Source organism: Marinimicrobium sp. C6131, from assembly GCF_026153455.1.
Lineage (GTDB): Bacteria > Pseudomonadota > Gammaproteobacteria > Pseudomonadales > Cellvibrionaceae > Marinimicrobium.
Genome location: NZ_CP110629.1, coordinates 1,300,113 through 1,325,392, shown reverse-complemented (window position 1 = coordinate 1,325,392; position 25,280 = coordinate 1,300,113). Strand labels below are relative to the sequence as shown.

At 59.9% G+C, this 25,280-nt stretch carries 23 protein-coding genes and 1 tRNA gene; 13 read left to right on the top strand and 11 right to left on the bottom strand.

The genetic code is table 11. From position 1 onward, the window contains the following. Nucleotides 1-13: 13 nt before the first annotated feature. Together OOT55_RS05605 and OOT55_RS05600 are read right to left on the bottom strand one after the other, a co-directional pair. Nucleotides 14-1,036, bottom strand: coding sequence for a DUF3080 family protein (locus tag OOT55_RS05605; protein WP_265368147.1), 1,023 nt, complete (start codon nucleotides 1,034-1,036; stop codon nucleotides 14-16). Between the two features lie 98 nt (nucleotides 1,037-1,134). After that, nucleotides 1,135-1,872: a dienelactone hydrolase family protein gene (locus tag OOT55_RS05600; RefSeq protein ID WP_265368146.1), complete on the bottom strand. Its 738-nt coding sequence runs from the start codon at nucleotides 1,870-1,872 to the stop codon at nucleotides 1,135-1,137. A 150-nt stretch (nucleotides 1,873-2,022) separates the two neighbouring features. Between OOT55_RS05600 and OOT55_RS05595 the strand changes: the two genes are divergently transcribed. After that, nucleotides 2,023-4,482, top strand: a complete 2,460-nt coding sequence (locus OOT55_RS05595) for a pectinesterase family protein (protein ID WP_265368145.1) — start codon at nucleotides 2,023-2,025, stop codon at nucleotides 4,480-4,482. A 125-nt stretch (nucleotides 4,483-4,607) separates the two neighbouring features. Here the strand turns inward: OOT55_RS05595 and acnB are convergent, their stop codons facing one another. Further along, complete coding sequence (acnB, locus tag OOT55_RS05590; RefSeq protein ID WP_265368144.1) at nucleotides 4,608-7,226, bottom strand: bifunctional aconitate hydratase 2/2-methylisocitrate dehydratase; 2,619 nt, start codon at nucleotides 7,224-7,226, stop codon at nucleotides 4,608-4,610. Nucleotides 7,227-8,050: 824 nt separating this feature from the next. Here acnB and OOT55_RS05585 point away from each other — a divergent pair. From OOT55_RS05585 to OOT55_RS05570, 4 genes are read left to right on the top strand one after another with little or no spacing between them, the layout of a single operon-like run. Further along, nucleotides 8,051-9,109, top strand: coding sequence for an SMP-30/gluconolactonase/LRE family protein (locus OOT55_RS05585; protein ID WP_265368143.1), 1,059 nt, complete (start codon nucleotides 8,051-8,053; stop codon nucleotides 9,107-9,109). A 1-nt stretch (nucleotide 9,110) separates the two neighbouring features. After that, nucleotides 9,111-9,599 carry a DUF1289 domain-containing protein gene (locus OOT55_RS05580; RefSeq protein WP_265368142.1) on the top strand — a complete coding sequence of 163 codons (489 nt, stop codon included), beginning with the start codon at nucleotides 9,111-9,113 and terminating at the stop codon, nucleotides 9,597-9,599. 14 nt (nucleotides 9,600-9,613) lie between these two features. Further along, entirely contained in the window at nucleotides 9,614-10,225 is a 612-nt protein-coding gene (locus tag OOT55_RS05575; protein ID WP_265368141.1) for a tRNA-(ms[2]io[6]A)-hydroxylase, read from the top strand. An 8-nt stretch (nucleotides 10,226-10,233) separates the two neighbouring features. Then, entirely contained in the window at nucleotides 10,234-11,052 is an 819-nt protein-coding gene (locus tag OOT55_RS05570) for a methyltransferase domain-containing protein (protein ID WP_265368140.1), read from the top strand. A 14-nt stretch (nucleotides 11,053-11,066) separates the two neighbouring features. On the opposite strand, the gene OOT55_RS05565 is transcribed toward OOT55_RS05570, so the two are convergent. After that, entirely contained in the window at nucleotides 11,067-11,546 is a 480-nt protein-coding gene (locus OOT55_RS05565; RefSeq protein ID WP_265368139.1) for a molecular chaperone DnaJ, read from the bottom strand. 154 nt (nucleotides 11,547-11,700) lie between these two features. Between OOT55_RS05565 and OOT55_RS05560 the strand changes: the two genes are divergently transcribed. From OOT55_RS05560 to OOT55_RS05535, 6 genes are all read left to right on the top strand, one after another. Further along, nucleotides 11,701-12,744 carry an agmatine deiminase family protein gene (locus OOT55_RS05560; RefSeq protein WP_265368138.1) on the top strand — a complete coding sequence of 348 codons (1,044 nt, stop codon included), beginning with the start codon at nucleotides 11,701-11,703 and terminating at the stop codon, nucleotides 12,742-12,744. Next, entirely contained in the window at nucleotides 12,731-13,612 is an 882-nt protein-coding gene (locus OOT55_RS05555; RefSeq protein ID WP_265368137.1) for a carbon-nitrogen hydrolase, read from the top strand. Before OOT55_RS05560 ends, OOT55_RS05555 begins: the two co-directional genes overlap by 14 nt. Nucleotides 13,613-13,694: 82 nt before the next feature. Continuing rightward, nucleotides 13,695-14,177 (top strand): thioredoxin-dependent thiol peroxidase, encoded by a 483-nt coding sequence (gene bcp, locus OOT55_RS05550; RefSeq protein WP_265368136.1) that lies wholly within the window; start codon nucleotides 13,695-13,697, stop codon nucleotides 14,175-14,177. Between the two features lie 357 nt (nucleotides 14,178-14,534). Continuing rightward, nucleotides 14,535-14,978, top strand: a complete 444-nt coding sequence (locus OOT55_RS05545; RefSeq protein WP_024460266.1) for a helix-turn-helix domain-containing protein — start codon at nucleotides 14,535-14,537, stop codon at nucleotides 14,976-14,978. Nucleotides 14,979-15,124: 146 nt separating this feature from the next. After that, the gene (gene yajC, locus OOT55_RS05540) at nucleotides 15,125-15,454 is read left to right on the top strand and encodes a preprotein translocase subunit YajC (RefSeq protein ID WP_265368135.1); all 330 of its coding nucleotides are present in this window, start codon (nucleotides 15,125-15,127) and stop codon (nucleotides 15,452-15,454) included. A 3-nt stretch (nucleotides 15,455-15,457) separates the two neighbouring features. Continuing rightward, nucleotides 15,458-16,831 carry an alanine/glycine:cation symporter family protein gene (locus tag OOT55_RS05535; protein ID WP_265368134.1) on the top strand — a complete coding sequence of 458 codons (1,374 nt, stop codon included), beginning with the start codon at nucleotides 15,458-15,460 and terminating at the stop codon, nucleotides 16,829-16,831. Between the two features lie 26 nt (nucleotides 16,832-16,857). Here the strand turns inward: OOT55_RS05535 and OOT55_RS05530 are convergent, their stop codons facing one another. The 7 genes from OOT55_RS05530 to rne all read right to left on the bottom strand — a co-directional run bounded on the left by OOT55_RS05530 (nucleotide 16,858) and on the right by rne (nucleotide 22,817). After that, nucleotides 16,858-17,190 carry a TusE/DsrC/DsvC family sulfur relay protein gene (locus tag OOT55_RS05530; protein WP_265368133.1) on the bottom strand — a complete coding sequence of 111 codons (333 nt, stop codon included), beginning with the start codon at nucleotides 17,188-17,190 and terminating at the stop codon, nucleotides 16,858-16,860. A 3-nt stretch (nucleotides 17,191-17,193) separates the two neighbouring features. After that, entirely contained in the window at nucleotides 17,194-17,502 is a 309-nt protein-coding gene (tusB, locus tag OOT55_RS05525) for a sulfurtransferase complex subunit TusB (protein ID WP_265368132.1), read from the bottom strand. A gap of 11 nt (nucleotides 17,503-17,513) precedes the next feature. Further along, nucleotides 17,514-17,876, bottom strand: coding sequence for a sulfurtransferase complex subunit TusC (tusC, locus tag OOT55_RS05520; RefSeq protein WP_265368131.1), 363 nt, complete (start codon nucleotides 17,874-17,876; stop codon nucleotides 17,514-17,516). Between the two features lie 16 nt (nucleotides 17,877-17,892). Continuing rightward, nucleotides 17,893-18,285 carry a sulfurtransferase complex subunit TusD gene (gene tusD, locus OOT55_RS05515; RefSeq protein WP_265368130.1) on the bottom strand — a complete coding sequence of 131 codons (393 nt, stop codon included), beginning with the start codon at nucleotides 18,283-18,285 and terminating at the stop codon, nucleotides 17,893-17,895. A gap of 67 nt (nucleotides 18,286-18,352) precedes the next feature. Then, the gene (locus tag OOT55_RS05510) at nucleotides 18,353-19,036 is read right to left on the bottom strand and encodes a Bax inhibitor-1/YccA family protein (protein ID WP_123637431.1); all 684 of its coding nucleotides are present in this window, start codon (nucleotides 19,034-19,036) and stop codon (nucleotides 18,353-18,355) included. 345 nt (nucleotides 19,037-19,381) lie between these two features. Then, nucleotides 19,382-19,472, bottom strand: a tRNA-Ser gene (locus OOT55_RS05505). Between the two features lie 147 nt (nucleotides 19,473-19,619). Then, complete coding sequence (gene rne, locus OOT55_RS05500) at nucleotides 19,620-22,817, bottom strand: ribonuclease E (RefSeq protein ID WP_265368129.1); 3,198 nt, start codon at nucleotides 22,815-22,817, stop codon at nucleotides 19,620-19,622. Nucleotides 22,818-23,586: 769 nt separating this feature from the next. On the opposite strand from rne, the gene rluC reads away from it, so the two are divergent. Together rluC and OOT55_RS05490 are read left to right on the top strand one after the other, a co-directional pair. Beyond that, a complete protein-coding gene (gene rluC, locus OOT55_RS05495; protein WP_265368128.1) occupies nucleotides 23,587-24,582 on the top strand; it encodes a 23S rRNA pseudouridine(955/2504/2580) synthase RluC in 996 nt (331 codons plus the stop codon). A 31-nt stretch (nucleotides 24,583-24,613) separates the two neighbouring features. Continuing rightward, nucleotides 24,614-25,264 (top strand): HAD-IA family hydrolase, encoded by a 651-nt coding sequence (locus OOT55_RS05490; protein ID WP_416140977.1) that lies wholly within the window; start codon nucleotides 24,614-24,616, stop codon nucleotides 25,262-25,264. Nucleotides 25,265-25,280: the final 16 nt, after the last annotated feature.

Sequence of the window (25,280 nt, the reverse complement as noted above, 5' to 3'; positions counted from 1 at the left end):
TTTCGCCGCCCGGTCACCTTGACGGAATGGCCTGACTGTCGCAGCCCTCAAACAGGGTTTTCCAAAGGTCGACATGGTCGCGCAGGCTGTTCTGGAAAGTAAAGTGGCGCTCAGTCACTTGATCGAAGAATGGCTGAATGGTCGGCCTCTGTTCGGCAGGCTGTTGGTCCAGTAGTGTCTCATAGTGTTTAATGACGCTGGTGGCTCGACGATTGACCGCCGCCAGCCAGGGTTGAACCTCACCAACGAAAACCTTGACCATGACGTTGCGGGCGTACTCGAGTTCCCGCTTTTGCAGCCCGGCCGGACAGAGCGTTTCCTCCTGATGAGCCTCTTGCAGCATCTGGTTGGCGGCGTGGATGTGGTGCGTTCCCAGTACCAGGCTTTGCAGCAGCTTTCCGCCCAGAGCATATTGTTCCAGCGCCTTATAGTGAGACTCAAGGTCCGGACGTTCCGGCCACCGTTGCTGGTTCAGGCGTTCCGGCAACTGAGCCAGAAACGCAAGGGCGGTCAGCGCTTCCTGAAAGCTTGCTTCCCGGCCCGGCGTCAGTGGTGTGGTGGACGGGCTCCAGAAGGCTCGCAGCTCTGGTGCCGCCGCACTGGCATTCCAGTAGCGCGTCGGCCACTGTTGTCGTTTGCGTTGTTCCAGGTCTTCGGCCAGCGCCACCAGCTCCTGATCCTCCAGCGTCTGAATGCAATAGCGCAATTGCTGGAGGATGCGACCGTCCATATGCAGATGCTGGGAGGGCACCATGACCCGCCCGAGAATACTGTTGCGTTCTCCGAGAACCTCGGCCAGGCCGCACTGACGAAACCCCCAAAAGTCCAGCAGGTTGATGGACAGAGGCTCGAGCTCGACCTGCAGTTCCCGCGGAGGGGGCATACGGGGAGCGGGCGCACCGTCAGTGGGGGGAATCTCCACGGACAGCACCCGGGACAGGCGGGTCAGGTAGTCATCCAGCATGGCCTCGGCCGGCGGCGTTGGCTGGCAGGCTGATAACAGGGCAATCATTAGCAGGCAGGTGATGACACGCATACTGCTATTGTACGCTCCCGAAGCCGATACGGACGAGCCACGGGTGCGGTGGGCTCAGAATCTGGGTGGCGAAGTGCCGCCGGGGTCCCTGACCGCTTTCAGCGCAGCGCTTTCCGAAACAGATTGACCGCCATCTGGTAACACTGCAATGCCAGCTCCGGATCGTAGCGATCGCCTTCATCGCGCATGAAGGCATGCTGGCCGTTGACCTCGAGCCAACTGAAGGTACACCCCGCGTCCCTGAGCGCGCGATTGATCTCCGCCCGAGGTTGATCCGGGACGTGCGGATCCTGTCGCCCCCATATCATGAGCAGCTCACCTTTGATTTCACCGGCCCGGGCCAGGGTCTGGTCTTCCGGCGGCGCGGGTAGTGTGTTCGAGTGCAAATCGGTGGCGTACAGACAGCAGGCTGCCTTGATCGCCGGATTCAACGCAGCGCGAAAGGCCAGGTGACCGCCCAGGCAGACGCCCATACTGCCCACCGCGCCAGAGTAGTAGCGCTGTTGTTCGAGAAACGCGACCATGGCCCGGGTGTCGGTGTCGTGATCCTTCAATGGCTTGGCGAACTTGTCGTTGTTGCCTTTTTCCTTGCCGGCGTCGTCATAGCCCAGCACGGTGCCAATCGGATTCAGCTCGTGGGCCACCTCAGGGACCAGAACGACGAAGCCGTGCCCGGCCATGATCGCCGCCGAGCGGGCGATGGGGGCGGTCTGCTGAAAAATCTCCGAGTAGAAAATGATGGCCGGATAGCGACCTTCGGCCACGGGGCGATACACGTAGGTGCGCATGGTGCCGGTGGGTGTGTCGAGATCGACATGGTCGTTTTGTATCAGCATGGTCGGGTCCATCAATAGCGGGTGGTCGGGAAATGACACATTATAACCAAAGAGCCTAAACCGGGGGCTTGACCGGCCGGCGAGCGATTGAGATTATTCGGAGGTCATTTGATATGACATATTATAAATAATTACGTGAGAGTAAAAACAATGAATCAACCTGAATGGCTGTACGTGCTGCTGTTGAGCAGCGCGCTGGCCGCCTGTGGCGGCTCTTCATCCCCCGATAACGGGTCCTCCTCCAGCAGTTCATCCTCCAGCAACACGGCCTCCTCCAGCAGCGCCAGCGCCTCGTCAGAGTCGGCGTCGACGGTATTTGTCTGCCCGGAGAGCGGATTGTACTTCTGTGACGACTTCGCCGATGGCACGGCCGATCAGTGGGTTCTCCAGTCGTCCCCGGATAACCCGGAGGGTGAACCGGACGGTACGTTCGACGTAGTGGAGGATGGCGACAACCACGTGTTGCGTTTCACCGCCGCCAGTCAGGGCGGCGAGTTGGCCTTTATCGACGTCAACGCGCTTGAGATCCCGTCGGAAGACTATTACGTGGAGGCGCGTATCCGCCCCCGCGAAAACAGCACCACCGGAAACAAGTTCCTGTACCTGATGGCACGCTATCACAGTGAAGGCAACTGGTATGCCGCGGGTCTGAATGTGCAGAACAACACCGACAGCACCAAGGTGGAAATCGCCAAGTCGGTGGACGGCACGATCGATCGTCCGGTCCAGGTGGGCCGGGAAATCATCCAGGGCCCCAGGGATACGCTGGAGGGCGGGCAGTGGTACACCGTCCGTTTTGAGTTGATCGGCGATACCCTGACGGTCTATTTCAATGGTGAGAATGTCGGCTCCCATACCGATACCGACTACACCGGTATCGGTGATATCGGGCTGTTTACCGCCAACAAGTCGTTTGAGATTGACGATGTGGTCATCGGTGATCCGGCCAACAAACCGGTGCAGTTGACTATTGATCCGGCCAGTAGCGAATGGATCGCCGAGGCGCAGACCGATGATTATGTGATTGACGTAATGGCGGTACAGAGCAATGGGGATCCGGATACGTTCAGCGTCGAGTCCTCGAATACGGCCGTGGTCGGTGTCGACGTGCAGGGCAGTCAGGTGCACTTGAGTCCCCTGGCCGAGGGCGAGGCGACCATTACCTTTATCAGTGGTTCTGAGGCGACGCTGGTCCGGACCATTGAAGCCACAATCACTCCGGCGTTCGTCCAGCCAACCGCGGTGTACGACCTGGCTGAGCGTGTGGTTCCCGCCGTTGGTGCAACCGATATTCTGCGCGATACCCGGATCAAGCTGACCTTTGACGATGTTCCCACCCTCGGTGCGGCGGGCTCGGCCCGTATTTACCGTGTCAGTGATGACGCTGTGATCGACAATATCAGTGTGCTGGGCGAGCAGGACAGCCTGCCATCGGCCGACCGGGCGCGCACTCTCAACACGGAGCAGATCTGGGTCCAGGGCAACAGCGTGGTGATTGCACCCCATCACGGTGTTCTGGAGCCCGGCGAGACCTATTACGTCGCCATTGCCGATGGGGTGATTGACGGCACCCTCAACGGGGCTGAATTTGAAGGTCTCGGTAAAGACGCCGCCTGGACGTTCAGCACCACGGCGGATACCCCTTCCGGTAATGAGCTGACGGTGGCCGAAACCGGCGAGGCGGATTTCCGCACGGTGCAGGGCGCACTGTCTTACGCCATGTTGGAGTTGGGCAAAGACGAGGCGGTGACCGTCAATGTGATGAACGGCACTTACCGTGAACCGCTGTACCTGCGCAACAAAAACAACCTCACCCTGCGCGGCGAAAGTCGGGAGAATACCCGCATCGCGTACCGCAACAACGAGCAGCTCAATGGTGGCACCAGTGGCCGTCCACTGTTTCTGGTCGAGTCTGCGGACATGTTGGTCCTTGAACACCTCACGATCGAGAATACCACCCTGGTCGGCGATGGTGGTCAGGCCGAAACCATTTACTTCAATAGTCCCCATCGCCTGGTGGCCAAAGACGCTGCCTTTCTGAGCGAGCAGGACACCCTGTTGCTCAAAGGCTACAGCTGGTTCTATGAGTCCCTGGTTGCGGGCAATGTGGATTACATCTGGGGTTATGTGGAAGCGGCGCTGTTTGAGAACAGCGAAATCCGCACGGTGGGTCGCTCCGATGGCGGCAGCGGTGGTTACATCCTTCAGGCCCGCACACCGGACAGCGTCAAAGGCTTTGTGTTCCTGAACAGCGAACTGACCCGCGGTGAAGGACCGACTGGTGCCAATGTGGCTGACAATACGTTTGCCCTCGCGCGCAGTGGCGGCAGTCAGGACTATTTCGACAACGTGGTGTTCGTCAATACCCGCATGGATGACCACATCCGTTCGAGTGCCTGGCACACCGACCCGACTCCCAACCCGGAAACCGCCACCGCCACTAACGGCTGGCGCGAATACAACAGCATGGATATCAATGGCGACCCGCTCGATACCAGCGGTTGGGTGAGCTATACACTGAGTCAGCAGGAGTACGAAACCGGGTTCTCTTCAAGGGAGCAAATTTTCTCTACCTATAACGGTGGCGAAGGCTGGAACCCTCAGCCGTAAACAGGGTCGGCTGACAACGACGGCGTTATGCCACTCATTGGCAAAGTTTGTGCGACGCCGCAAAATAAAAAAGCCCGCTGACAGACGCCAGCGGGCTTTTTTGTGGGCGATGAGGGTAGGGCGGTTTACACCGCGACCTCCTCAATCTGCACCGACGCGATGCGCTTACCTTCGTCTGCGGACTTCTGGTACTCCTCAATTTCGTTGAAGTTGAGGTAGCGGTAGATATCGCTGGCCATGCTGTTCAGGCCCTTGGTGTACTCCAGGTACTCCGCCGGAGTGGGCAGCTTGCCGGTGATGGCGGCTACCGCGGCTAACTCGGCCGAGGCCAGGTAGACGTTGGCACCCTGACCCAGACGGTTCGGGAAGTTACGCGTGGAGGTGGATACCACCGTGGAGTTAGGAGCCACCCGCGCCTGGTTGCCCATGCACAGGGAGCAGCCCGGCATTTCGGTGCGGGCGCCTTTGCTGCCAAAGATGTTGAAGTAGCCTTCTTCCATCAGCTGGTGCTCGTCCATTTTGGTGGGCGGTGCAATCCAGAGACGGGTGGCCAGTTCTTCTTTGGTGGCTTCCAGCAGTTTGCCGGCGGCACGGAAGTGACCGATGTTGGTCATGCACGAACCGATGAACACTTCGTCGATCTTGGTTTCCTGCACGTCGGACAGTTTCTTCACATCGTCCGGATCGTTCGGGCAGGCCAGCAGCGGCTCGGTGATTTCCGCCAGATCGATTTCGATCACTTCGGCGTACTCCGCGTCCGCATCGGCTTCCATCAGCTCCGGGTTGTCCAGCCACTCTTCCATCTTGCGTGCACGACGCTCCAGGGTACGCACGTCGCCGTAGCCCTGTTCGATCATCCAGCGCAGCATGGTGATGTTGGACTTCAGGTACTCGATGATCGGCTCTTTGCCCAGCTTGATCGTGCAACCGGCGGCGGAGCGCTCGGCCGAGGCATCGGAGATCTCGAAGGCCTGTTCGACTTTCAGATCCGGCAGACCTTCCACTTCCAGAATGCGGCCGGAGAAGATGTTTTTCTTGCCCTTCTTCTCGACGGTCAGCAGGCCCTTCTGGATGGCGTAGTAGGGAATGGCGTTGACCAGATCACGCAGAGTGATACCCGGCTGCATGTCGCCCTTGAAACGCACCAGAACCGATTCCGGCATATCCAGCGGCATCACGCCGGTAGCGGCCGCAAAGGCCACCAGACCGGAACCGGCCGGGAAGGAAATGCCCAGGGGGAAACGGGTGTGGGAGTCGCCGCCGGTGCCCACGGTATCGGGCAGCAGCATGCGATTCAGCCAGCTGTGAATGATGCCGTCCGCCGGGCGCAGGGACACACCGCCACGGGTCATGATGAAGTCGGGCAGGGTGTGTTGGGTGTCAATGTCCACCGGCTTGGGGTAGGCGGCGGTGTGGCAGAAGGACTGCATGGTCAGGTCGGCGGAGAAGCCGAGGCAGGCCAGGTCTTTCAGCTCATCGCGGGTCATGGGGCCGGTGGTGTCCTGGGAGCCGACGGTGGTCATGTAGGGCTCGCAGTAAGTACCGGGACGCACGCCTTCCATGCCGCAGGCCTTGCCGACCATCTTCTGGGCTAGGGTGTAACCCTTGCCGGTGTCCTTCGGCTGCTCGGGCTTGCGGAACAGCTCGGAGGGGGCAAGCCCCAGGGATTCGCGGGCCTTACCGGTCAGACCGCGACCGATGATCAGTGGAATCCGGCCGCCGGCCTGGACTTCGTCCAGCAGGACTTCGGACTTCAGACCAAATTCGCAAATCAGCTCGCCGGTCTCGCCATTGAGAATCTTGCCTTCATAGGGACGCACTTCGATCACGTCGCCCATGTTCAGATCGTCCACCGGCGCTTCGAATACCAGCGCGCCGGCGTCTTCCATGGTGTTGTAGAAAATTGGTGCCACTTTGCTGCCGATACAGACGCCACCGGTGCGCTTGTTGGGCACACCCGGGATGTCTTCACCGATGTACCAGAGCACGGAGTTGGTAGCGGATTTACGCGAGGAGCCGGTACCGACCACATCGCCCACCATGGCCAGCGGGTAGCCTTTCTTCTTCAACTCGTCGATCTGCTTGATCGGGCCGATGGTGCCGGGTTCGTCCGGGGTCAGGCCTTCGCGCTCGTTTTTGTACATGGCCAGGGCGTGCAGCGGGATATCCGGACGGGACCAGGCGTCCTGCGCCGGGGACAGGTCGTCGGTGTTGGTTTCACCGGTGACCTTGAAGACGGTCAGCTTGATGCTCTCGGGCACTTTCTGGCGCTTGGTGAACCACTCGGCATCGGCCCAGGATTGCAGTACGCCTTTGGCAAATTCGTTGCCGGCTTTGGCTTTTTCTTCCACGTCGTGGAAGGCGTCGAACATCAGCAGGGTGTGCTTGAGTTCGTCGGCGGCCAGGGGAGCCAGAGCCGTGTTATCCAGCAGCTCGACCAGGGTTTCGATATTGTAACCGCCGTGCATGTTGCCCAGCAGTTTGACGGCGTGTTCTTTGGAGATCAGGGGGCTTTCGGCTTCGCCTTTCACGATGGCGCTCAGAAAAGCGGCTTTGACGTAAGCGGCTTCATCCACACCGGCGGGGACGCGGTGGCTGATCAGTTCGACCAGGGTGTCTTCTTCGCCAGCGGGTGGGTTTTTGAGCAGTTCGACCAGTTCGGCAACTTGTTCTGCGTTCAGCGGTTTGGGGGGTACGCCTTCCGCGGCGCGTTCCGCGACGTGAGTACGATAGGCTTCAAGCACGATTGAGTTCCTCTGATTTTGTGGGGTTACTCTCTCAACAGGATCTCTGCCTTGAGAGACTATCCATGACCGTCATGGATGCGAGTGGACCCTGGGTCCGGCGCCGCGCCCCGGGAGGCGGTTGATGGCACGGCTCAACGGCGGCGGATTATACAGTAACCCCCATTAACTGTGTAGGGCGCCCGGTTGGGCTGTATGGAGCTTCGATGCTTATGGTGCTCCGGTTGTGGCGCTCCGCCGGGGCATACCCTTGTGAGACACGCCGACTTTGGCAGATAGACTGGTGGTAAGCGTCAAGTCCGGGCCGGGAAGGGAAAGCCCTTTCAAGACACGCCGTAAACCCATGATGTGCATGGACGCACGAATGCCGCGGTGGCATGGATGCCATAGAGCGGCCCCTGGGGGCTCGACGCGCGGAGTCCCTCCGCTTACGGTCTTGAAAGGGCTTTCCCTTCCCGTCCCTAAGTGCCACCTTGGAGCTCAGGGTGCTATTTCCCGAAATGTTACGTTCGCACTGCGGAGATGGGGTATAGCCTTGCGAGACCGTCACCCGCCTGGATGGCGGGTGATGAGCCCCCATGGATGGGTTCACGGCGTGTCTCGCAAGGCTATACCCCATCGGAGCATTATGATCGGAGCGCCTTTTTTGGGGGAGCAAAGAGCGCCGATCGACTGGCGGTCAAACTAAAGTTACTGGCTCATGATCCAAGTGATCGGTATAATGATGCTCGCTTTTCTGATCGATTTGATTTCATTAAAATCAATAAGTTACGCTCAAAACCTAAAGCTATAAATAACTTAAAATCGGCACAAGGACATCCTCCATGAACACCACCCGACACACCCTGGCGCCTCTGAGTGCCGCACTGACCGCGCTGATTCTCTGGGGCTGTGAACCCGCCGAAGAGTCGCAGCCGACACCCGAGGCCTCCGGTAATGCCGCGGCCAGTGGAGTCGAGTACAGCGATCCGGACAATTCCGGTACCGCCCCCACGCCAGACAGCCAATGGCAGTGCCCGCAAGACCCGGGTCAGGCCCCCTCCGGGACGCTGACCGCCGAGCGGATTCCGGGCTCCGCCACCACCCGGAAAGAGGCGGGCCTGTACGAGGGGCCGGTCTGGATTGGCGGGTCCCTGTACTTCTCCGACTTCACCTTTCAGGAAGGCTTCCCCTCGCGAGTGCAGCGCCTGACGGCGGAAGGTACCCTGGAAACCGCGCTGGAAGACAGCGGCAGCAACGGCCTGGCTGTGGATGCTGAGGGCTTTCTGATGGCCGCCACCCACGACGCCAAGGCCATCTCACGCTACGAGCTCTCTACCGGTGACCGGGAGATTGTCTGGGATGAGTTTGCCGATAACCCGTTCAACTCTCCCAACGATCTTACCCTGACCCGCGATGGCGTGATCTATTTTACCGACCCGGACTTCCAGCGCTCCGCGGCGCCGGGTGGACAACCAAAGACCCGGGTCTATCGCATTGATGCCGACGGTGTGTCCGTGGTCGACGACACCCTGAGCAACCCCAATGGTGTCTCCCTGTCCCCGGATGAGAAGACACTCTATGTCGCCGGTGGCGGCGAGCAGGGGGTACTCAGGGCCTACGCGTTGGATGAAGATGGTCATGTGGCCGGGCAACGGGATCTGGTCGAGGTGACTGTTCCCGACGGGATGGCGATTGACTGTCTGGGTAACATCTATGTGACCGAACACACCAAGCAGCGGGTGCGGGTCTTCTCCCCGGAGGGTGAATCCCTGGCGGAGATCCGTGTCGATGCGAATATCACCAATGCCGCCTTTGGCGGCCCCGAGCGTCAGACGCTGTACCTGACCGGCGCGGGTACGCTCTGGCAGATTGAACTGGATGTAGCGGGATATCCTTATTGATATGGCAGTATTCAAACGGGTCAAAACCCCCTGTGTGGGTGTCTGTTCAACGGGCATCGGGGATAGTGTGTGCCGTGGCTGCAAGCGGTTTGCCCACGAGGTGATCGACTGGAATGCCTACGATCAGGAGCAGCGCCATATCATCGTCAAACGTCTGGAGGCCTTTCTGACCCAGGTGGTGGCGGCGCGCTTTGAGATCCTGGATGAAGCTGTCCTGCGCGAGCAGATTCGGCACCAGCAGGTGCGGTTCAACGAAGATCGGGACCCGCACTGCTGGATCTTCGATCTGCTCAAGGCCGGGGCCAGTCAGATCCGAGAGCCGGCGCACTACGGCCTGCGGGTGCGCCCCGAATGGCGGGCGTATTCTCTGCCCGAGCTGCGTGATCAGATCGATCACGACTATTACGAACTTTCCTGCGCGCACTACGAGCGCTATATTGCCCCGGGTTTGGCCGCGGATGCGATGCAAAAAGCAGCGCAAAACACTTGAACTTTGTGATGTAAATGACTGATATAAAACCTATTCTTGATTTTCTTCAGTGCGAAACGCCGGATGCCTGGGTGCGCTGGGCGCTGGCCAATGAGCCGCTGCTGTTACTCGATCATGCCAACTGTGAAAAGAAGGCCGCGTCCACCGCGCTGACGCTGATGTACCGCTATGTGGGCGATTTTGAGATGATGCACAAAATGTCCCGCCTGGCCCGTGAGGAACTGCGTCATTACGAGCAGGTGATGAGCCTGATGCAGAAGCGCGGTATCGCCTACGGGCAGATTTCCCCCAGCCGGTACGCTTCCGAGCTGCGCAAACCGATCCGCACCCACGAGCCGGGGCGCTACGTGGATACATTGATTGTGGGCGGGATCATCGAAGCCCGTTCCTGTGAGCGCTTTGCCAAGCTGGCTCCGCATCTTGATGAAGAGCTGCAGGGGTTTTATCTGTCGCTGCTCAAGTCCGAGGCCCGTCACTTTCAGGACTACCTTAAACTGGCCCGCAAGGCCGCCGGCGGCGAGTCCATTGAGGCTCGGGTGGAGGAATTTCTGACGCTGGAGCGCTCGCTGATCGAATCACCGGATGACACCTTCCGCTTTCACAGCGGCGTACCCCAGGCCGCCTGAGGCACCCTATGCCCAAGCAACCGGTCACCGGCGACCGTAACTTTGACGATCTCGCCCAGCGTTTCGCCCGCAATGTCTACGGTGGGCTCAAGGGGCGTATCCGGCTGAGTGTGCTGCGCCGCGACTTTGGTCAACACTGGCCATTTCCGCCTTTTGTGCCCGACACCGGTCGGTCGCCCCTGCGCATTCTGGATGCCGGCGGCGGGCAGGGCCAGTTTTCCCTGCCGCTGGCGCGGGCGGGGCATGCCATTACCCTGTGCGACCTGTCCGAGCAGATGCTGCTCGGCGCCCGGGCGGAAGCGGAGCAGTTGGGGGTCAGTGAGCGGGTGACTCTGGTGCAAAGCGCCATCCAGTCTCTGGAGGACGCGTTACCGGTAGGTGCCGAACCCTTTGATCTGGTTATCTGTCACGCGGTACTTGAATGGGTGCTGGATCCGGAAGTCCTGATTGATCACCTGATCCGCTGGCTCAAGCCCGGCGGTCACCTCTCCCTGTGCTACTACAATCTGCATGGTGCGGTGTACAAAAACCTGCTGCGGGCGAACTTCAAGAAGGTGGAGCGGGGTGATTACGGTGGTTTTCGAGGCAGCCTGTCCCCCATCAACCCGCTCTATCCGGAGACCGTGGATCAGTGGCTGGCGGCGCGGCCGCTGGAGCGGCTGGCCACCAGCGGTATCCGGGTGTTTCATGACTATATTCTGGACAAGTCACTACGTGAGCAGGCGCCGGACACAGTGCTGGCGCAGGAGCTGCGCCTCTCGCAGTTGGAGCCCTACCGCTCGCTCGGGCGCTACATGCATGTATTGCTTAAAAAACGGGCGATCTGAGGTCATGCGCTCCGTCAGCTCAGGCGCTTGAGTAACAGCTCTTTGGCCTCGTTGACCTTGGCCGCGAGATAATCATTGCCGCCCCGGTCCGGGTGCAGTTTCTGCATCAGTTTGCGATGGGCTCCAATGATGTCCTCCCGGGTGAGCGCCTGTTCGTCGCCTTTCAGGCCCAGCGTGTTCATGGCTTCGCGTACATCCATGGGGCCGCTCGGCGGGCTGGTGGGTCCGGCCTGCTGCTGGCGCTGCTTCCACATCGGGAAAAACTGCAGGCCCAGGGCAATGGCGGTTTTCGCCAGGGGGAGCAGGGCGCCCAGCACCGCAAACAGCCAGTGGGCCCGGCCCGTAGCGACCAGGAGAATCAGCCCCAGGCCGCCCCCCCACAGGCCGAGGCGCCAATACAGGCGTTTGCGCTCGGCTGGCGGTAAACGTCGGATATGGGCCATGGCCGCCCACAGGCCGATGATGACAATCAGGGCGATAAGCAATCGAAGCATAGTGAACTCGTCCGGTCGCTGAAGGGCGACGTATTCAGTGGCGGCTATTATAGAGAGGGTGAGCGGCCGGTGATAGTGTTGGCGCGGCGGACCCGAGTGGCCCGGATGCGCTATAATCGCCGCCCTTTATAGCTGAACCAACGAGGTGTTTTTGATGCCACAATTCCGCCTGCCCGCCGAGTGGGAACCCCAGGATGCCGTGCTGCTGACCTGGCCCCATGGGGACAGCGACTGGGCGCCGCTACTCGATGAGGTGATCCCGCTGTATGAGGGGCTGGTGACCGTGATTGCGGACTATGCGGACCTGATCATAGCCGTCCCGGAGCAGGCGCTGGACGCCATACAGAGCCGCCTGGAGGCGATGAATGTGCCCATGGACAGTGTTCACCTGCGTCCTGCGCCGAGCAATGACACCTGGGCCCGGGACCACGGCCCGCTCACCGTGCTCGAGGGCGAGCGTCCGGTCCTGTTGGACTTCCAGTTCAATGGCTGGGGCGGCAAGTTTGCCCACGATCTGGACAACGGCATTACCGAACGCCTGCATCGCGACGGCGCCTTTCCCGACGTGGCGCTGGAGCGCCAGGATTGGGTACTGGAGGGCGGTTCGATTGAGGTCGATGGGCGCGGAACGCTGCTCACCACTGAAGCCTGCCTGTTGAATGAAAACCGCAACCCGGGGTTGACTCGCGAGACCATTGAAGCGCGCCTGAAGGCGGCCTTCGGGGTGCGTAAAATCAATTGGCTAAAGCACGGTCATCTCGAGGGGGATGACACCGATAGCCATATCGACACCCTGGCGCGATTGTGTCCGAACAATGTCATTGCTTATGTGCAGTGCGATGACCCCGACGATGGGCACTATGCCGAGCTGAAAGCGATGGAAGCGGAGTTGGCGATGTTGACGGATGCCGACGGCGAGCCCTACCGGTTGGTGCCGCTGCCCTGGCCGGGCGCGATACACAGCGACGACGGCCGGCGCCTGCCGGCCACCTACGCCAACTTTCTGATCATCAATGGCGCCGTTCTGGTGCCGCAGTACGACTGTCCCGCCGACGAACAGGCCCTGGAGCAGGTGATGCAGGCCTTTCCGGGCTACCACATTTTTGGCATTCCCTGCTCTGTGCTGATTGAGCAGGGGGGCAGTCTGCACTGTATTACCATGCAATTACCCGAAGGAGTCCTGTATGACCCAGCTTAACGTCGGGCTGATTCAACACGCCTGCAGTGCTGACCTCGAAGCCAACCTGCTGGCCTCCATTGACGGTATCCGCCGCGCGGCGGAGCAGGGGGCTCAGTTGGTGGTGCTGCAGGAATTGCACCGGGGGTTGTATTTCTGCCAGCAGGAGGACGTAGACGAGTTTGACCTGGCCGAGCCCATTCCCGGCCCCAGCACCGATCGCCTCGGCGCCCTGGCCCGGGAGCTGAACCTGGTGATCGTCGCCTCGCTGTTCGAGCGTCGGGCGCCGGGGTTGTATCACAACACGGCGGTGGTGCTGGAGCGCGATGGCACCATCGCCGGCACCTATCGCAAAATGCACATTCCCGACGATCCCGGTTTTTACGAGAAGTTTTATTTCACCCCGGGCGACCTGGGCTTTCAGCCCATTCAGACTTCGGTGGGCAAGCTCGGGGTTCTGGTGTGCTGGGACCAGTGGTTCCCGGAAGCGGCTCGCCTGATGGCGATGGCTGGGGCCGAGTTGTTGATCTACCCCACCGCCATCGGCTGGAGTCGGGAAGATGACCCCGAGGAGCAGGAACGTCAGCGCCAGGCCTGGATCACCATTCAGCGCGCCCACGCGGTGGCCAATGGGGTCCCCGTGGTCAGCGTCAATCGTATTGGTCACGAGGCGGACCCGGGAGGCGGTACCGGTATCGACTTCTGGGGCAGCAGCTTTGTGGCGGGTCCCCAGGGCGAGTTCCTCTACCAGGGCAGCACCGATCAGGTGGAGCATGCGGTGGTCTCGCTGGATATGGCGCGGAGCGAAAGTGTTCGGCGGATCTGGCCCTACTTGAGGGACCGGCGGGTCGACCATTACGGGGATCTGCTCAAACTCTACCGGGACTGAAAGGCCTCAATCACCGAGGTGTGGCACCAGAGTGGTGCAGTGCCGGATGTATTCTTTTTACCAACAGGACTCGGAGCGAACCATGGCATTACCGAAAATCGGCAACTTGGCCCCGGCTTTCACCCTGAACAACCAGAACGGCGAAAAGGTCAGTCTGAAAGACTTCAGGGGCAAGCAGAACGTTGTTCTGTATTTTTACCCCAAAGCATCGACACCCGGCTGTACGGTCCAGGCCTGTGGTATGCGTGACGCGCTGGCGGAACTGGCGCAGTACGATACGGTCGTATTGGGAGTGAGTCCGGACAAGGAGCCGGCACTGCAGAAGTTTATTGCCAAACAGGGATTGACCTTTGACCTGCTGTCGGACCCCGACCATCAGATTGCCGAAAAATATGGCGTCTGGGGGTTGAAGCAGTTTGCCGGTAAAGAGTACATGGGGCTGATCCGTACCACCTTCATCATTGATAAAGAAGGGCGCCTGCGGGACATCCCTGAAAAGTTCACCACCAAAAACCACGATCAGGTCATTCTGACCTGGGTTCGGGAGCATTTTGGAAGTGAATGACGCAGTGGATGGGCCAAATCGAGTCGGGAGTGACTTTTACGGTATAAGATCAGGTTTTTAATAAAAATGTGATCTTAGTCCCGATGAATGTCGGGTTTTTTGACTCCGTTAGCGACAATTCCGCTTTGATTGGCCTATACTAGAGCTGTCTTGAGGTTGAGGGCCCGGCCCTCGAGGTACAGGGTTTGACCGTCAAACCTCGGGACCGATCAGAGCTCAGGCATCGGCCTGTCCGCTGGTCGACAATAACGATCGCGCGAGCTCGGTTACTGGCGGCTTCGGTTGACAGTCGCTCCGCGACCACCCAGCGTCATTAATTTTCAATGCCCAGAGTTTTTGGCAGAAGGAGAGGCCTGTATGATTCAGTTACAGCGTATCGACGATCGAATCAGTGAAAGTGCGGCACGTCCGTTCGCCACGCCCGGTGTCCGGTCTTATCATGAATATCTGGAGTTGGCGCGCATCCCCCCGGCAGAAGGGGTGGCCGCCAAAGTTCTGGATGTACTGCACCGTCGCGTCGGTCAGGACCCTTTGGCAATTGATTACATTGCCGAGGATCTGGACCTGTCAAAACGGACTTTGCAGCGTCGTTTGCAGCAGCAGGGCGAAAATTTTGCCCAACTGCGGGACAGCTTACGCTTCCATTACGCGATCAAGTTTCTCATTGATCAGCACATGAGCGTTGATGCGGTATCCAAGGCACTGGATTTTTCGGACCGCACCAGTTTCACCAACGCCTTCAAGCGGTGGACCGGACTGTCTCCCAGCGTCTTCCGCAAGCTGTTTCGCGATTACGCCTAGAATCAGATTCAGCGCTTGCCTCGGCCGTCCCCAGCGGCTGAGGCCCTTTGCTTTTCACCGACAGCCCCCCTCCATGTAATTGCCTGCCCCGCGCAAACAGGGTAGAGTTAGCCCTTTTTCCGACCTAGAAGAATGAGGCTTGTTTCATGGATTTCTTTATTCCCGCCGCAATGGCTCAAGACGCCGCACAACCCCAGGGTAACCCGATGGTCACGCTGCTGATGTTTGTGGGCCTGTTTGTGTTCATGTACCTGTTTATTATTCGCCCGCAGCGTAAGCGTCAAAAGGAACACCAGAATCTTGTGTCCGCGTTGAGCAAAGGTGATGAAGTGGTCATGACCAGCGGCCTGCTGGGCAAGATCGTCAAAGTTGATGACAACTATATTGTTCTGGAAACGGGTGAAAATATTGAGCAGAAGTTCCAGAAAGTAGCGGTCCACGCCGTTCTGCCCAAAGGCACCATCAAGTCTATCTAACCCATGAGTGACTCCTCGGCTCTCAGCTCACTGGAAACCTTTTTGAAGACCCTCAGTGATCTGGTGTGGGGGGAGTTCATGCTGGTGCTTATCCTGGGCACCGGCCTATTCCTGATGGTGCGTCTTGGCGCTATGCCGCTGAGACGCATCGGCACCGCTTTCCGGCAACTCTTCCAGGGCCGCCAGGCCCAGGGCGAAGGGGACATCAGCGGCTTTAACGCACTGATGACGGCGCTGTCCGCCACCATTGGCACGGGCAATATCGTGGGCGTCGCCACGGCCATCGGTATTGGTGGCCCGGGCGCACTATTCTGGATGTGGTGCAGTGCGCTGGTGGGTATGGCCACCAAATACGCGGAAGCGGTGTGTGCGGTCCACTTCCGGGAAACCGATCATCGGGGGCGCCACGTCGGTGGTCCCATGTATTACATCAAGAACGGGTTGGGCAAGCGCTGGATGTGGCTCGGCACCCTGTTCGCTTTTTTCGGAATGCTCGCCGGGTTTGGTATCGGTAATACGGTTCAGGCAAACTCCGTCGCCGACGCTCTGTCGGAAAGTTTCAATATTAGCCCCTGGTTGACCAGTGTCGTACTTATGGCGCTGGTGGGAGCGGTTCTGATCGGTGGTATCAAGCGGCTGGCCAGCGTGGCGGGCAAACTGGTTCCATTCATGGCCATTGTCTATCTGCTGTCGGGACTGGCGATTCTGGTCATTCATCTGCCCGTGTTGCCCGGCGCGGTGGCGCTGGTTATTGACTCCGCCTTTACGGGGACCGCGGCCACCGGCGGATTCGCGGGTGCGACCGTGATGATGGCCGTCCAGTTCGGCGTTGCCCGCGGCGTGTTTTCCAATGAGGCGGGGCTGGGCAGCGCCCCCATCGCCCACGCGGCGGCACAAACCAACAGTCCGGTGCGCCAGGGGCTGATAGCGATGCTCGGAACCTTTATCGATACACTGGTGGTGTGCACTGTGACGGGGTTGGTGTTGATCGTGACCGGCGCCTGGCAAACCGGTGCTGAGGGTGCCGCCATGTCCCAAGCGGCCTTTTCGTCGGCCATTCCCCAGGGGCAGCACCTGATTGCGCTGAGTGTCTCCCTGTTTGCGTTCACCACGCTTTTGGGGTGGAGTTACTACGGCGAGCGTTGCGCCCAGTATCTGATGGGTGAGCGTGTTGTGACGCCGTTCAGAGTGTTATGGGTATTGGCAATCCCGGTGGGGGCCAACATGAGCCTGGGTGTGGTCTGGATTCTGGCGGATATTCTCAATGGTCTGATGGCTGTTCCCAATTTGATTGCACTGCTGGCGCTTTCCGGTGTCGTTGTCGGTCTGACCCGCGAGTACTTTGCCCGTAAAAATACGGAACCACTCGGCCTGTAAAAGCGCTTGTAAGGCCCGCTGCTGCCCTATAAACAGTTGTCCGGGCGGGGCAATCCGGCAATCTTGCTGGCGACCTTGGCCGGGCTGGGGGGAAACAGTTTCATCAGGTAAATACTGCGACCTTTATCCGCGCCGAGCTTTTGGCCGACCCGCTTGACCAGGGGACGCATCGCGGGGGACAGCTCAAATTCCCGGTAGAACTCACGCAGTACCTCTATCACGTCCCAGTGCTCGGTTGTCAGGGTAATATTTTCGTTCCTGGCCAGTACCTCAGCGACCTGCGGGCTCCAATCCTGCAGGTGCTTCAGATAGCCCTCCTTGTCCGTTTCCAGTGCCTTTCCGCTCACCATCAACGACATGGATCAGTACCAACTCTGAATTGTATTGTGAGCGACTGAAAGTGCCACGAAGGTTGCATAATCCGCAACCGACACTCCAACGGCAATACGGTCAATCAGGCCTCGAGCCCGTAGGTCAGCCTCCAGGGCGTACACCTCAATCTTGCGCGCTTGCAAGGTGGTCAGCGCGCTCGCCTCCGGCGATGCCGGCAGAGCCCCATAGACACCGTCCTCAAGTAGAAGAACCGCGTCGCCAGGCTGGCAGACATCGATGCAGGCACGCAACGTACGGTGCTCAAACGGGGATTTATTGACGGTATGCAGTGTGCTCATGACGGACGACCCTAGAAGCTGAGGAGTTGATCCTGCTCGGAAAACAGGCGGCCCACCGCACTGCTGTCCAGCTCGATAAGGTTGTCCATGACCAGATCGGACATTGATAGCCCCCGCTCAGTCAACGACGGGGTGTGGACATACAGACGTTCGACGTCGTAGAGCGGTAACGCTCTCAGGCTGGATGCCAGGTTTTTCTGGGGGAGGGCGGCCGGAGACTGATCCTGGGCCAATTGAAAAACACCGTCATTGATGAACAATACCCCAACGTCCTGACCGAAGACCGCGCTCGCCAGGAGCGCATCCAGGGCCTCTCGGGCAGTGCTGCTACCGTAGGGGGCATGGCGCATGACAAACAGCAGGCGACGGCGCATTTTCGTTTGCTCTCCCTCAGGCTCCAAAGGTTACGACGCGGTCGGCGTGGACGGCGGCATCCACCCATTGTCCCAATCCGCTCAGGTTGAACTCGGGCGCGAGGTTGGCGACATCGCGCTGGTAGCGGTCCGCCTCCTCCTGGTTGAGTATGCCTCGGCGCAGAGCGGCCGCGATACAGATCACCACATCCACAGCGTTTTCCCGCGCCAGCGTCCGCCACTCTTCAACCAGGTTCTGTTCATCCTGAGCGGGCGTGGCGAGCCGATTACCGGTTGCGACGCCTTCCTGATAGAAAAACACACGATAGATGTCGTGGCCCTGCCGGAGCAGTTCCCGAGCAAAGTTCAAGGCGCTTTGACTCGCCTGGGAACTGAACGGAGCGGAATGGATGGCGAGAGAAAACTTCATCGACACTGATTCCCGAAACAAAAAAGCCCCGATGGTCGGGGCTTTTTTCGTGATTGTGCGACCCGCTTTACTCGTTGCTGGCACCGAGTAGGTGCAGCAGGCTGGTAAAGAGGTTGATGATCGACAGATACAGCGAGGTGGTCGCCATGATGTAGTTGGTTTCCCCGCCGTGAATGATGGCGCTGGTCTGAAACAGGATCAGGGCAGACATCAGCAGCACGATACCGGCCGAGAAGGCCAGGCTCAAGGCGGAAACGTCAAAACCGAACAGGGACGCACCAATCAGCAGGAGCATACAGGCAATCATGACCATCAGGCCGACCGCGACAAACCCGCGCAGGAAGCTGAAATCCTTACGGGTGGTCAGGGTGTAGCCGGACAGCCCGAGGAAAATCACCGCCGTGCCACCCAGGGCCTGCAGCACAATCGAGCCACCATTGGACATGGCCAGGTAATGATTCACGATCGGCCCAAGGCTGGCGCCAATCAGACCGGTGAAGGCGAAAACGACACCCAGACCCGCTGATGAATTGGCCGTTTTGGGGAGCACGAACCAGACCAGCACGATGGCAATGACGCTCATGATCAGCCCCATACCGTGGGACATATTGATGGCCATGGCAATCCCGGCAGTAACGGCACTGAAGGCCAGGGTCAGTGCCAGCAACATATAGGTGTTGCGCAAAACCTTGTTGACCTCAATGCTGCTGCCGATGTCAGCACGGGCATTCTGGGTGTAGAGCTCTCGCATTGCTTTTCTCCATTGATGACAAACGTTGCCTGACACAGATCATACTGGAACCGGCTGAAACTTGCCAAGATTCTCGCTTTAGATGGGGGCGAATTCGGGGAGTTCTAGGGTGGTGGTGTAAATATTTGTTAGGTGAGGTGGGGGGCGCAGGGATGCACCAGCGCACATCCATGTGCGCTGCCCTTCGGCCGCTCTCGCACGTCCTGTGCTTCGCGGCATTAGTGCTTCCTGCACGTCGGCGCCTTCGGCGGTGGCAAACGGCTGTCCTGCCGTTTGCTCGAACCGGAGGGTTCTCGTCCCTTTTGCCATAAAAAACCCCCGCCATTGCTGGCGGGGGTTTTTATATGGCGGAAGGGCAGGGATTCGAACCCTGGGTAGGCTATTAACCTACGGCGGTTTTCAAGACCGCTGCATTCAACCGCTCTGCCACCCTTCCGAGAAGGGCCAAATTATACAGGGCTTTTTCGTCGGGGCAAGGGGGAGTATTGAAAAAAACCCAAGGATTTCGAACACTTACTTGCCATGGCGGAATAAAAAAGGGCGCCCCGCTTTGGGGCGCCCTTTGTACTGCCGGTCGTGAAACTTACTCGCTGGCGCTTGGCTCCACTTCCGGAGCTTGTCGATTGCGAGGATCATTCGCCGGACGGGCCAGAGGACGTGGATTGTGGCTTACCGCTGGCGGTTGCCGGGTATCCAGCGCTTGGGCACTGGAGCGTTGGCGGTGTTCCGTCACAATCTCCGTTGGCACTTTGGGTTGGGGTGCCAGACGTGGGTCGTTGGCAGCCCGGGTCGACGGCCGGGTACTGGACGTGGGTGTCGATTCAGTGACCTCCTGTTTTTCGACGGGAGAAGAGTGCGGCGCTTTTGCCGGTTCGGCCGTGGCCGCCGGGGCAATCGTCTGCTCCGGGGCTTCAGTCGCGTCGACTTCAACGTTCTGTTCCGGCTCCGCCGTGACGGCGGGCGCCCGATCGGGAGCAGACTCTTCCGGAGATCCGGTATTCACCGGCTCATCGCCCGTCGCCGATTTGGGTCCCGGAGTGGGCGGTTGATCCGTTTCGGGAGTGGTTTCCGCTGCAGCCTCAAGCTTTGCGGCGTCGACGTCAGGGGAGCCAGTCTTTGCCTCGGAGCGCTCCTGAGGCGCCTCGGCCCCCGGCTTTGCGTTACCGGAGGTGGCGTCACCCTTGGTCGCATCGGGCTTGTCGACCGGTGGACGCGGCTCGCCCACCTGGCGTTGGCTGACTCGCCGGGGCACGTCCTCCCGAAGCTCCGCAGTGGCGGTCGGTTTTATGACATTGTCTTCGTCCGGGGCTTGCACGGCCGGAGCGCTGTCGGCCGGGGCCGCAGCTTGAGGGGCAGTGGTTTCGGCGGCGCGTGACACGCTGGTGTGGTCGGCCTCGGCGGCCTCAACGGGTGCGGCTGCCGATTCAGTGTCGGTACGGCGGGTCGGAGCATTCGCCTTGGACATTTTGTCTTCGGCCGGTTTATCACTCCGGGCTTCGGGGCTGCGCGCCTGATCACGGCTTGCCCGGTTGCTCCGCTCGGCTTTTACGCTGTCGGTCGTGTCCTGATTGGCAGCCTGGATCTCGTTGGCTTTTTCAATCACCTCTTCGGGCAGTTCACGGCGGTTGCGACGACGGGGGCCGGAACGGGTGCGGCGTCCCGCCGGGCGCTTGGGCGGCCGGTTATCCTGCTGGTCATCAGTTCCCTGATCCTGCGCCTGCGATTCGACCTCGGCGGTTTCCGTTTTTTGCGGAGTTGCGTCTTTTGGTTGGCTGTTGTCACCGCGATTGTCCGGCTTGTTCCCGGCTCCGCCGCGACGGTTTCGGCCGCCACGGGAGCGGCGGCCGCTGCTTCCCTCGACGTTTTTGTCCTGGCCCTTGTCCTGGCTGCTGTCCGGGGACTTTTCCGCCGCTTTTTCCTGGCGCTTATCGGGGCGACTGTCAGTGTCCCGTTGGCTGCCACGCTCATCGCGACGACCTCCGCGGCGATTGCGTCCAGCACCTTCACGGCGGCGGTTCTGATTGCCGCCGCGGCTGTGGCGGCTGCGCTGATGGCCTTTACCTTTCGACGAGGACGACTTCTGGTCGTCTTCGTCGCCTTTGAACAGCTTGACCAGCAGGGCGACAAAGCGCTCCCATAAGCCGGGTTGTTTGGGGGCGACCGGTGTCGGTGCCGCTTGGGTGGGAGTGGCCGGTTGCACAGCGGGCTGGGGCACTGGTGCCGGTTTGCTGCTGGTTTCCACTTCCTCTTCGCTGTGCTCGTCGGCGGTGGCCACAATTTTGTAGCTGGTTTCCAGCGTGCCCTCGTCGTCATCGCGCAGACGCTGAACTTCGAAGTGTGGGGTCATCATGTCGGCGTTCGGTACGACGACCACACGGGTGCTGTTGCGTTGCTCGATGTTGGAAATGGTTTTGCGCTTTTCGTTGAGCAGATAGGTCGCCACAGACACCGGCGCGATGGCGCGGATTTCGGCGCTGCGCTCTTTCTGGGCTTCCTCTTCCACCAGGCGCAGGATCGACAGAGCCAGAGAGCGAGTGCTGCGGATGGTTCCCTGGCCGTTACAGCGGGGGCAGACTTTCGAATGCACTTCGCCCAGAGAGGGGCGCAGGCGCTGGCGGGACATCTCGAGCAGACCGAAGCGGGAGATCCGGCCCACCTGAACGCGGGCCCGGTCCATGTTCAGCGCATCGCGCATGCGGTTTTCCACTTCCCGCTGATTGCGGGCCGGTTGCATGTCGATAAAGTCGATAACGATCAGACCGCCCATATCCCGCAAGCGCAGCTGACGGGCAATCTCATCGGCCGCTTCCAGGTTGGTCTGCAGAGCGGTTTCCTCGATATCGCCGCCCTTGGTGGCGCGCGAGGAGTTGATGTCGATGGATACCAGCGCTTCGGTCACATCAATCACGATCGAGCCACCGGAGGGCAGCTTGACTTCGCGTTGAAAGGCGGTCTCGATCTGGCTTTCAATCTGGTAACGGTTGAACAGCGGAATGTCGTCGTTGTACAGCTTTACCTTGCTGCCGAAGTTGGGCATCACCTGCTGGATGAAGCCGTTGGCCAGATCGAAGGCTTCCTTGTTATCCACGATCACTTCGCCGATGTCCTGACGGAGGTAGTCGCGAATGGCGCGGATGATGACATTGCTCTCCTGGAACAGGAAGTTGGGCGCTGGGGCGCTTTTGGCGGCTTTGTCGATGGACTCCCAGAGTTGCAGCAGGTAATTCAGGTCCCACTGGAGTTCTTCCGAGCTGCGGCCGACACCGGCGGTGCGAATGATGATTCCCATCCCGGAGGGGATTTCAACGCCGCTCAGCGCGTCTTTGAGTTGCGCCCGGTCTTCCCCTTCGATGCGGCGGGAGATTCCGCCCGCGCGCGGGTTATTGGGCATCAGAACCAGATAGCGACCCGCCAGGCTGACAAACGTGGTGAGTGCGGCGCCTTTATTGCCGCGCTCCTCCTTGTCGACCTGCACGATGACTTCCGTGCCTTCTTTGACCACTTCCTTGATCTTGATGCGTCCCTCGACGTCGTTGGGGGCTTTGCTGAAGTACTCGCGGGAGATTTCTTTCAGGGGGAGAAAGCCGTGGCGCTCGGCACCGTAATCAACAAAGGCAGCTTCCAGGCTGGGTTCAACCCGGGTGATTTTACCTTTGTAGATATTGGCTTTCTTTTGCTCTCGATTGCGATTCTCGATGTCCAGATCGTACAGCCATTGGCCGTCGACCAGAGCCACGCGCAACTCTTCGGGCTGAGTTGCATTAATGAGCATTCTTTTCATGCGTTACCTAATGTAGTCGTCCGGGCGCCAGGCCAGCGGAATAACCAAGGTCAACGCTGTTGTGTTTTACAACCTTAAGGCCGACTGGGCTCCAGGGGAGGAGCTGTCGGGGTTGGGGGCAGAGGCAGATCGCCAACCACAAGCTCCACCCGGCAAAATGCCGGTCGGCGGAGGGGGCTGTCGGTTGCCTTGATCGTCATGCAATCCTGCTCCATGAAACTCTAGTTTTCTTGTTTCGGCTTCAGGCGGACCCCGGTCGAGCTGGGCTCAATGGGGTGCCGCGTGGAATCTGGCAGTGCCGGGGTTGTGTTCGGGTGCCGAATCGTCACGTGGTGTCTCTCGGATCCGCCAGAAACCATCTTGGTCTGGACCCTGTGTTTGCTGTGACGCCGGAAATTCACCTGGCCGGCAATGCGTAGAAATCAGAGTTCTACAAAAACACTTACAGTATCAACAATGGCTATCACGCGGTTGGCGCGATGGTCATGGGGTGCCCCGCAGGCCTTTCGGGCGTCGTTGCGGTAGCACCGGTTTTGTCAGTTCACTGGCCGGCTTCGGGGGGAGGTAAACCATCTCGCCTGGCCCGAAGTGGCCCTGTTGCTGTCAGCGGTATTTCCTCGCAACAGGCCTGTTTTACGCTTACCTGTCCGGAAACCTGCCTGTCCCAGCAGCCCGGAATATAACAGTAATTGCAAAAAGCTTCAATCGGCCTGTGTTTTCGGTCCGGATCCCGTCGCGATGCCTCCCGGTTTGCGCTATCATGCGCGCCATGACTAAACCCTCCGCTTCCCGCTCGGCTCCGCCACCGCAGGTCCCACCCACGCAGGTCCAGTGGCTGACCGTTGACGCCGATCAGGCCGGTCAGCGGATCGACAATTTCCTGATGGCCCGCCTCAAAGGGGTGCCCAAGTCGCGGGTATACAATATCCTGCGCAAGGGCGAAGTCCGGGTAAATAAAGGACGTGTGAAGCCCGACTACCGCCTGGTTGCCGGAGATCGGGTGCGGGTGCCGCCGGTCAGGGTGACCCAGAGTGTGCCCGCTCCCAAGCCGAGCGATCAGCTCGTCCGTCAGCTTGAGGCCGCCATTTTGTTTGAAAACGAGGGGTTACTGGTGCTCAACAAGCCACCGGGGCTCGCCGTGCATGGTGGCAGCGGTGTCAGTCTCGGGCTGATCGAGGTACTCCGGCAGATGAGGCCGGAGGCCCGTTTTCTGGAGCTGATCCATCGCCTGGATCGGGACACCTCCGGCTGCATCATGGTGGCCAAAAAGCGCAGTATGCTCCGGCACATGCAGGCTGCGCTCAGGGATAAGAGTGCCGGAGGTGTGACCAAGATCTATCAGGCACTGGTGCTGGGACGCTGGTCCGAGCGTAAAACCAAAGTCGATGCGCCCCTGATGCGTCTGGAGATCAATGGCGACCGTATCGTCAAGGTACACCCTGAGGGCAAGCCGAGTCTGACGCGGTTTCGGGTTTTACGGCGGTTTGAGGGCGCCACGCTGGTCGAGGCGCATCTGATTACCGGACGGACTCATCAGATCCGGGTGCATGCCCAGTCTGCCGGCCACAGCCTGGTTGGGGATGAGAAGTACGGTGATGACGAGGCCAATAAGCACTGGCGGGCAAGAGGGGTGAAGCGCCTGTTTCTTCATGCCGCCGAGTTGGGCTTTTACCTGCCGGGCCAGTCGGAAATGACGCGGGTGTCCGCGCCACTGCCGGACGATCTGGATGCGGCACTGGCGCAGACGCCTTGCCTGCCCGAATGAACCCCGAATTTCTGACAGAACTGATCAAGAGGTGTGTGCGTTGTTGTTGATCTTTGACTGGGATGGCACCTTGAGCGATTCCACGGGCCTGATTACCCGGGCCATGCAGCAGTCAGCCGAGGATCTGGGGTGGCCGATACCGGAAGCCGCTGCGGTGCAGAACATTATCGGGCTCGGTCTGCCCGAGGCGCTGCATTTATTGTTTCCGGATCAGAATGACGACGGACACGGAAAGCTTCGCGACCGGTATCGGGCGAATTATCTGCGCGCCGACCAGGCGCAGCCCTCAACGTTGTTCCCCGGAGTGCTGGAAACGCTTACCTGCCTGCGTGACGCCGGGCATCAGATGGCGGTTGCGACGGGCAAGAGTCGGGTCGGGTTGGATCGTGTGCTGGATACCATGGGGTTGCAGGGGTTCTTCCATGCCACCCGCTGTGCCGACGAAACCGCTTCCAAGCCCCATCCGCTGATGCTGCACCAGTTGCTTGAAGAGTTGGGGGCCGAGCCATCCAGCGCGGCAATGGTGGGGGATACCGAATACGATATGGACATGGGTCGGCGAGCCGGCATGGATCGTATCGCCGTCAGTTACGGGGCTCATGCAATCGATCGACTGCACGCCTATGAGCCGGCGCTTTGCCTGGATCAGTTTGATGAGTTGCTTCGCTGGAATCGGCTGTAACTCGACCTCCGGCGCC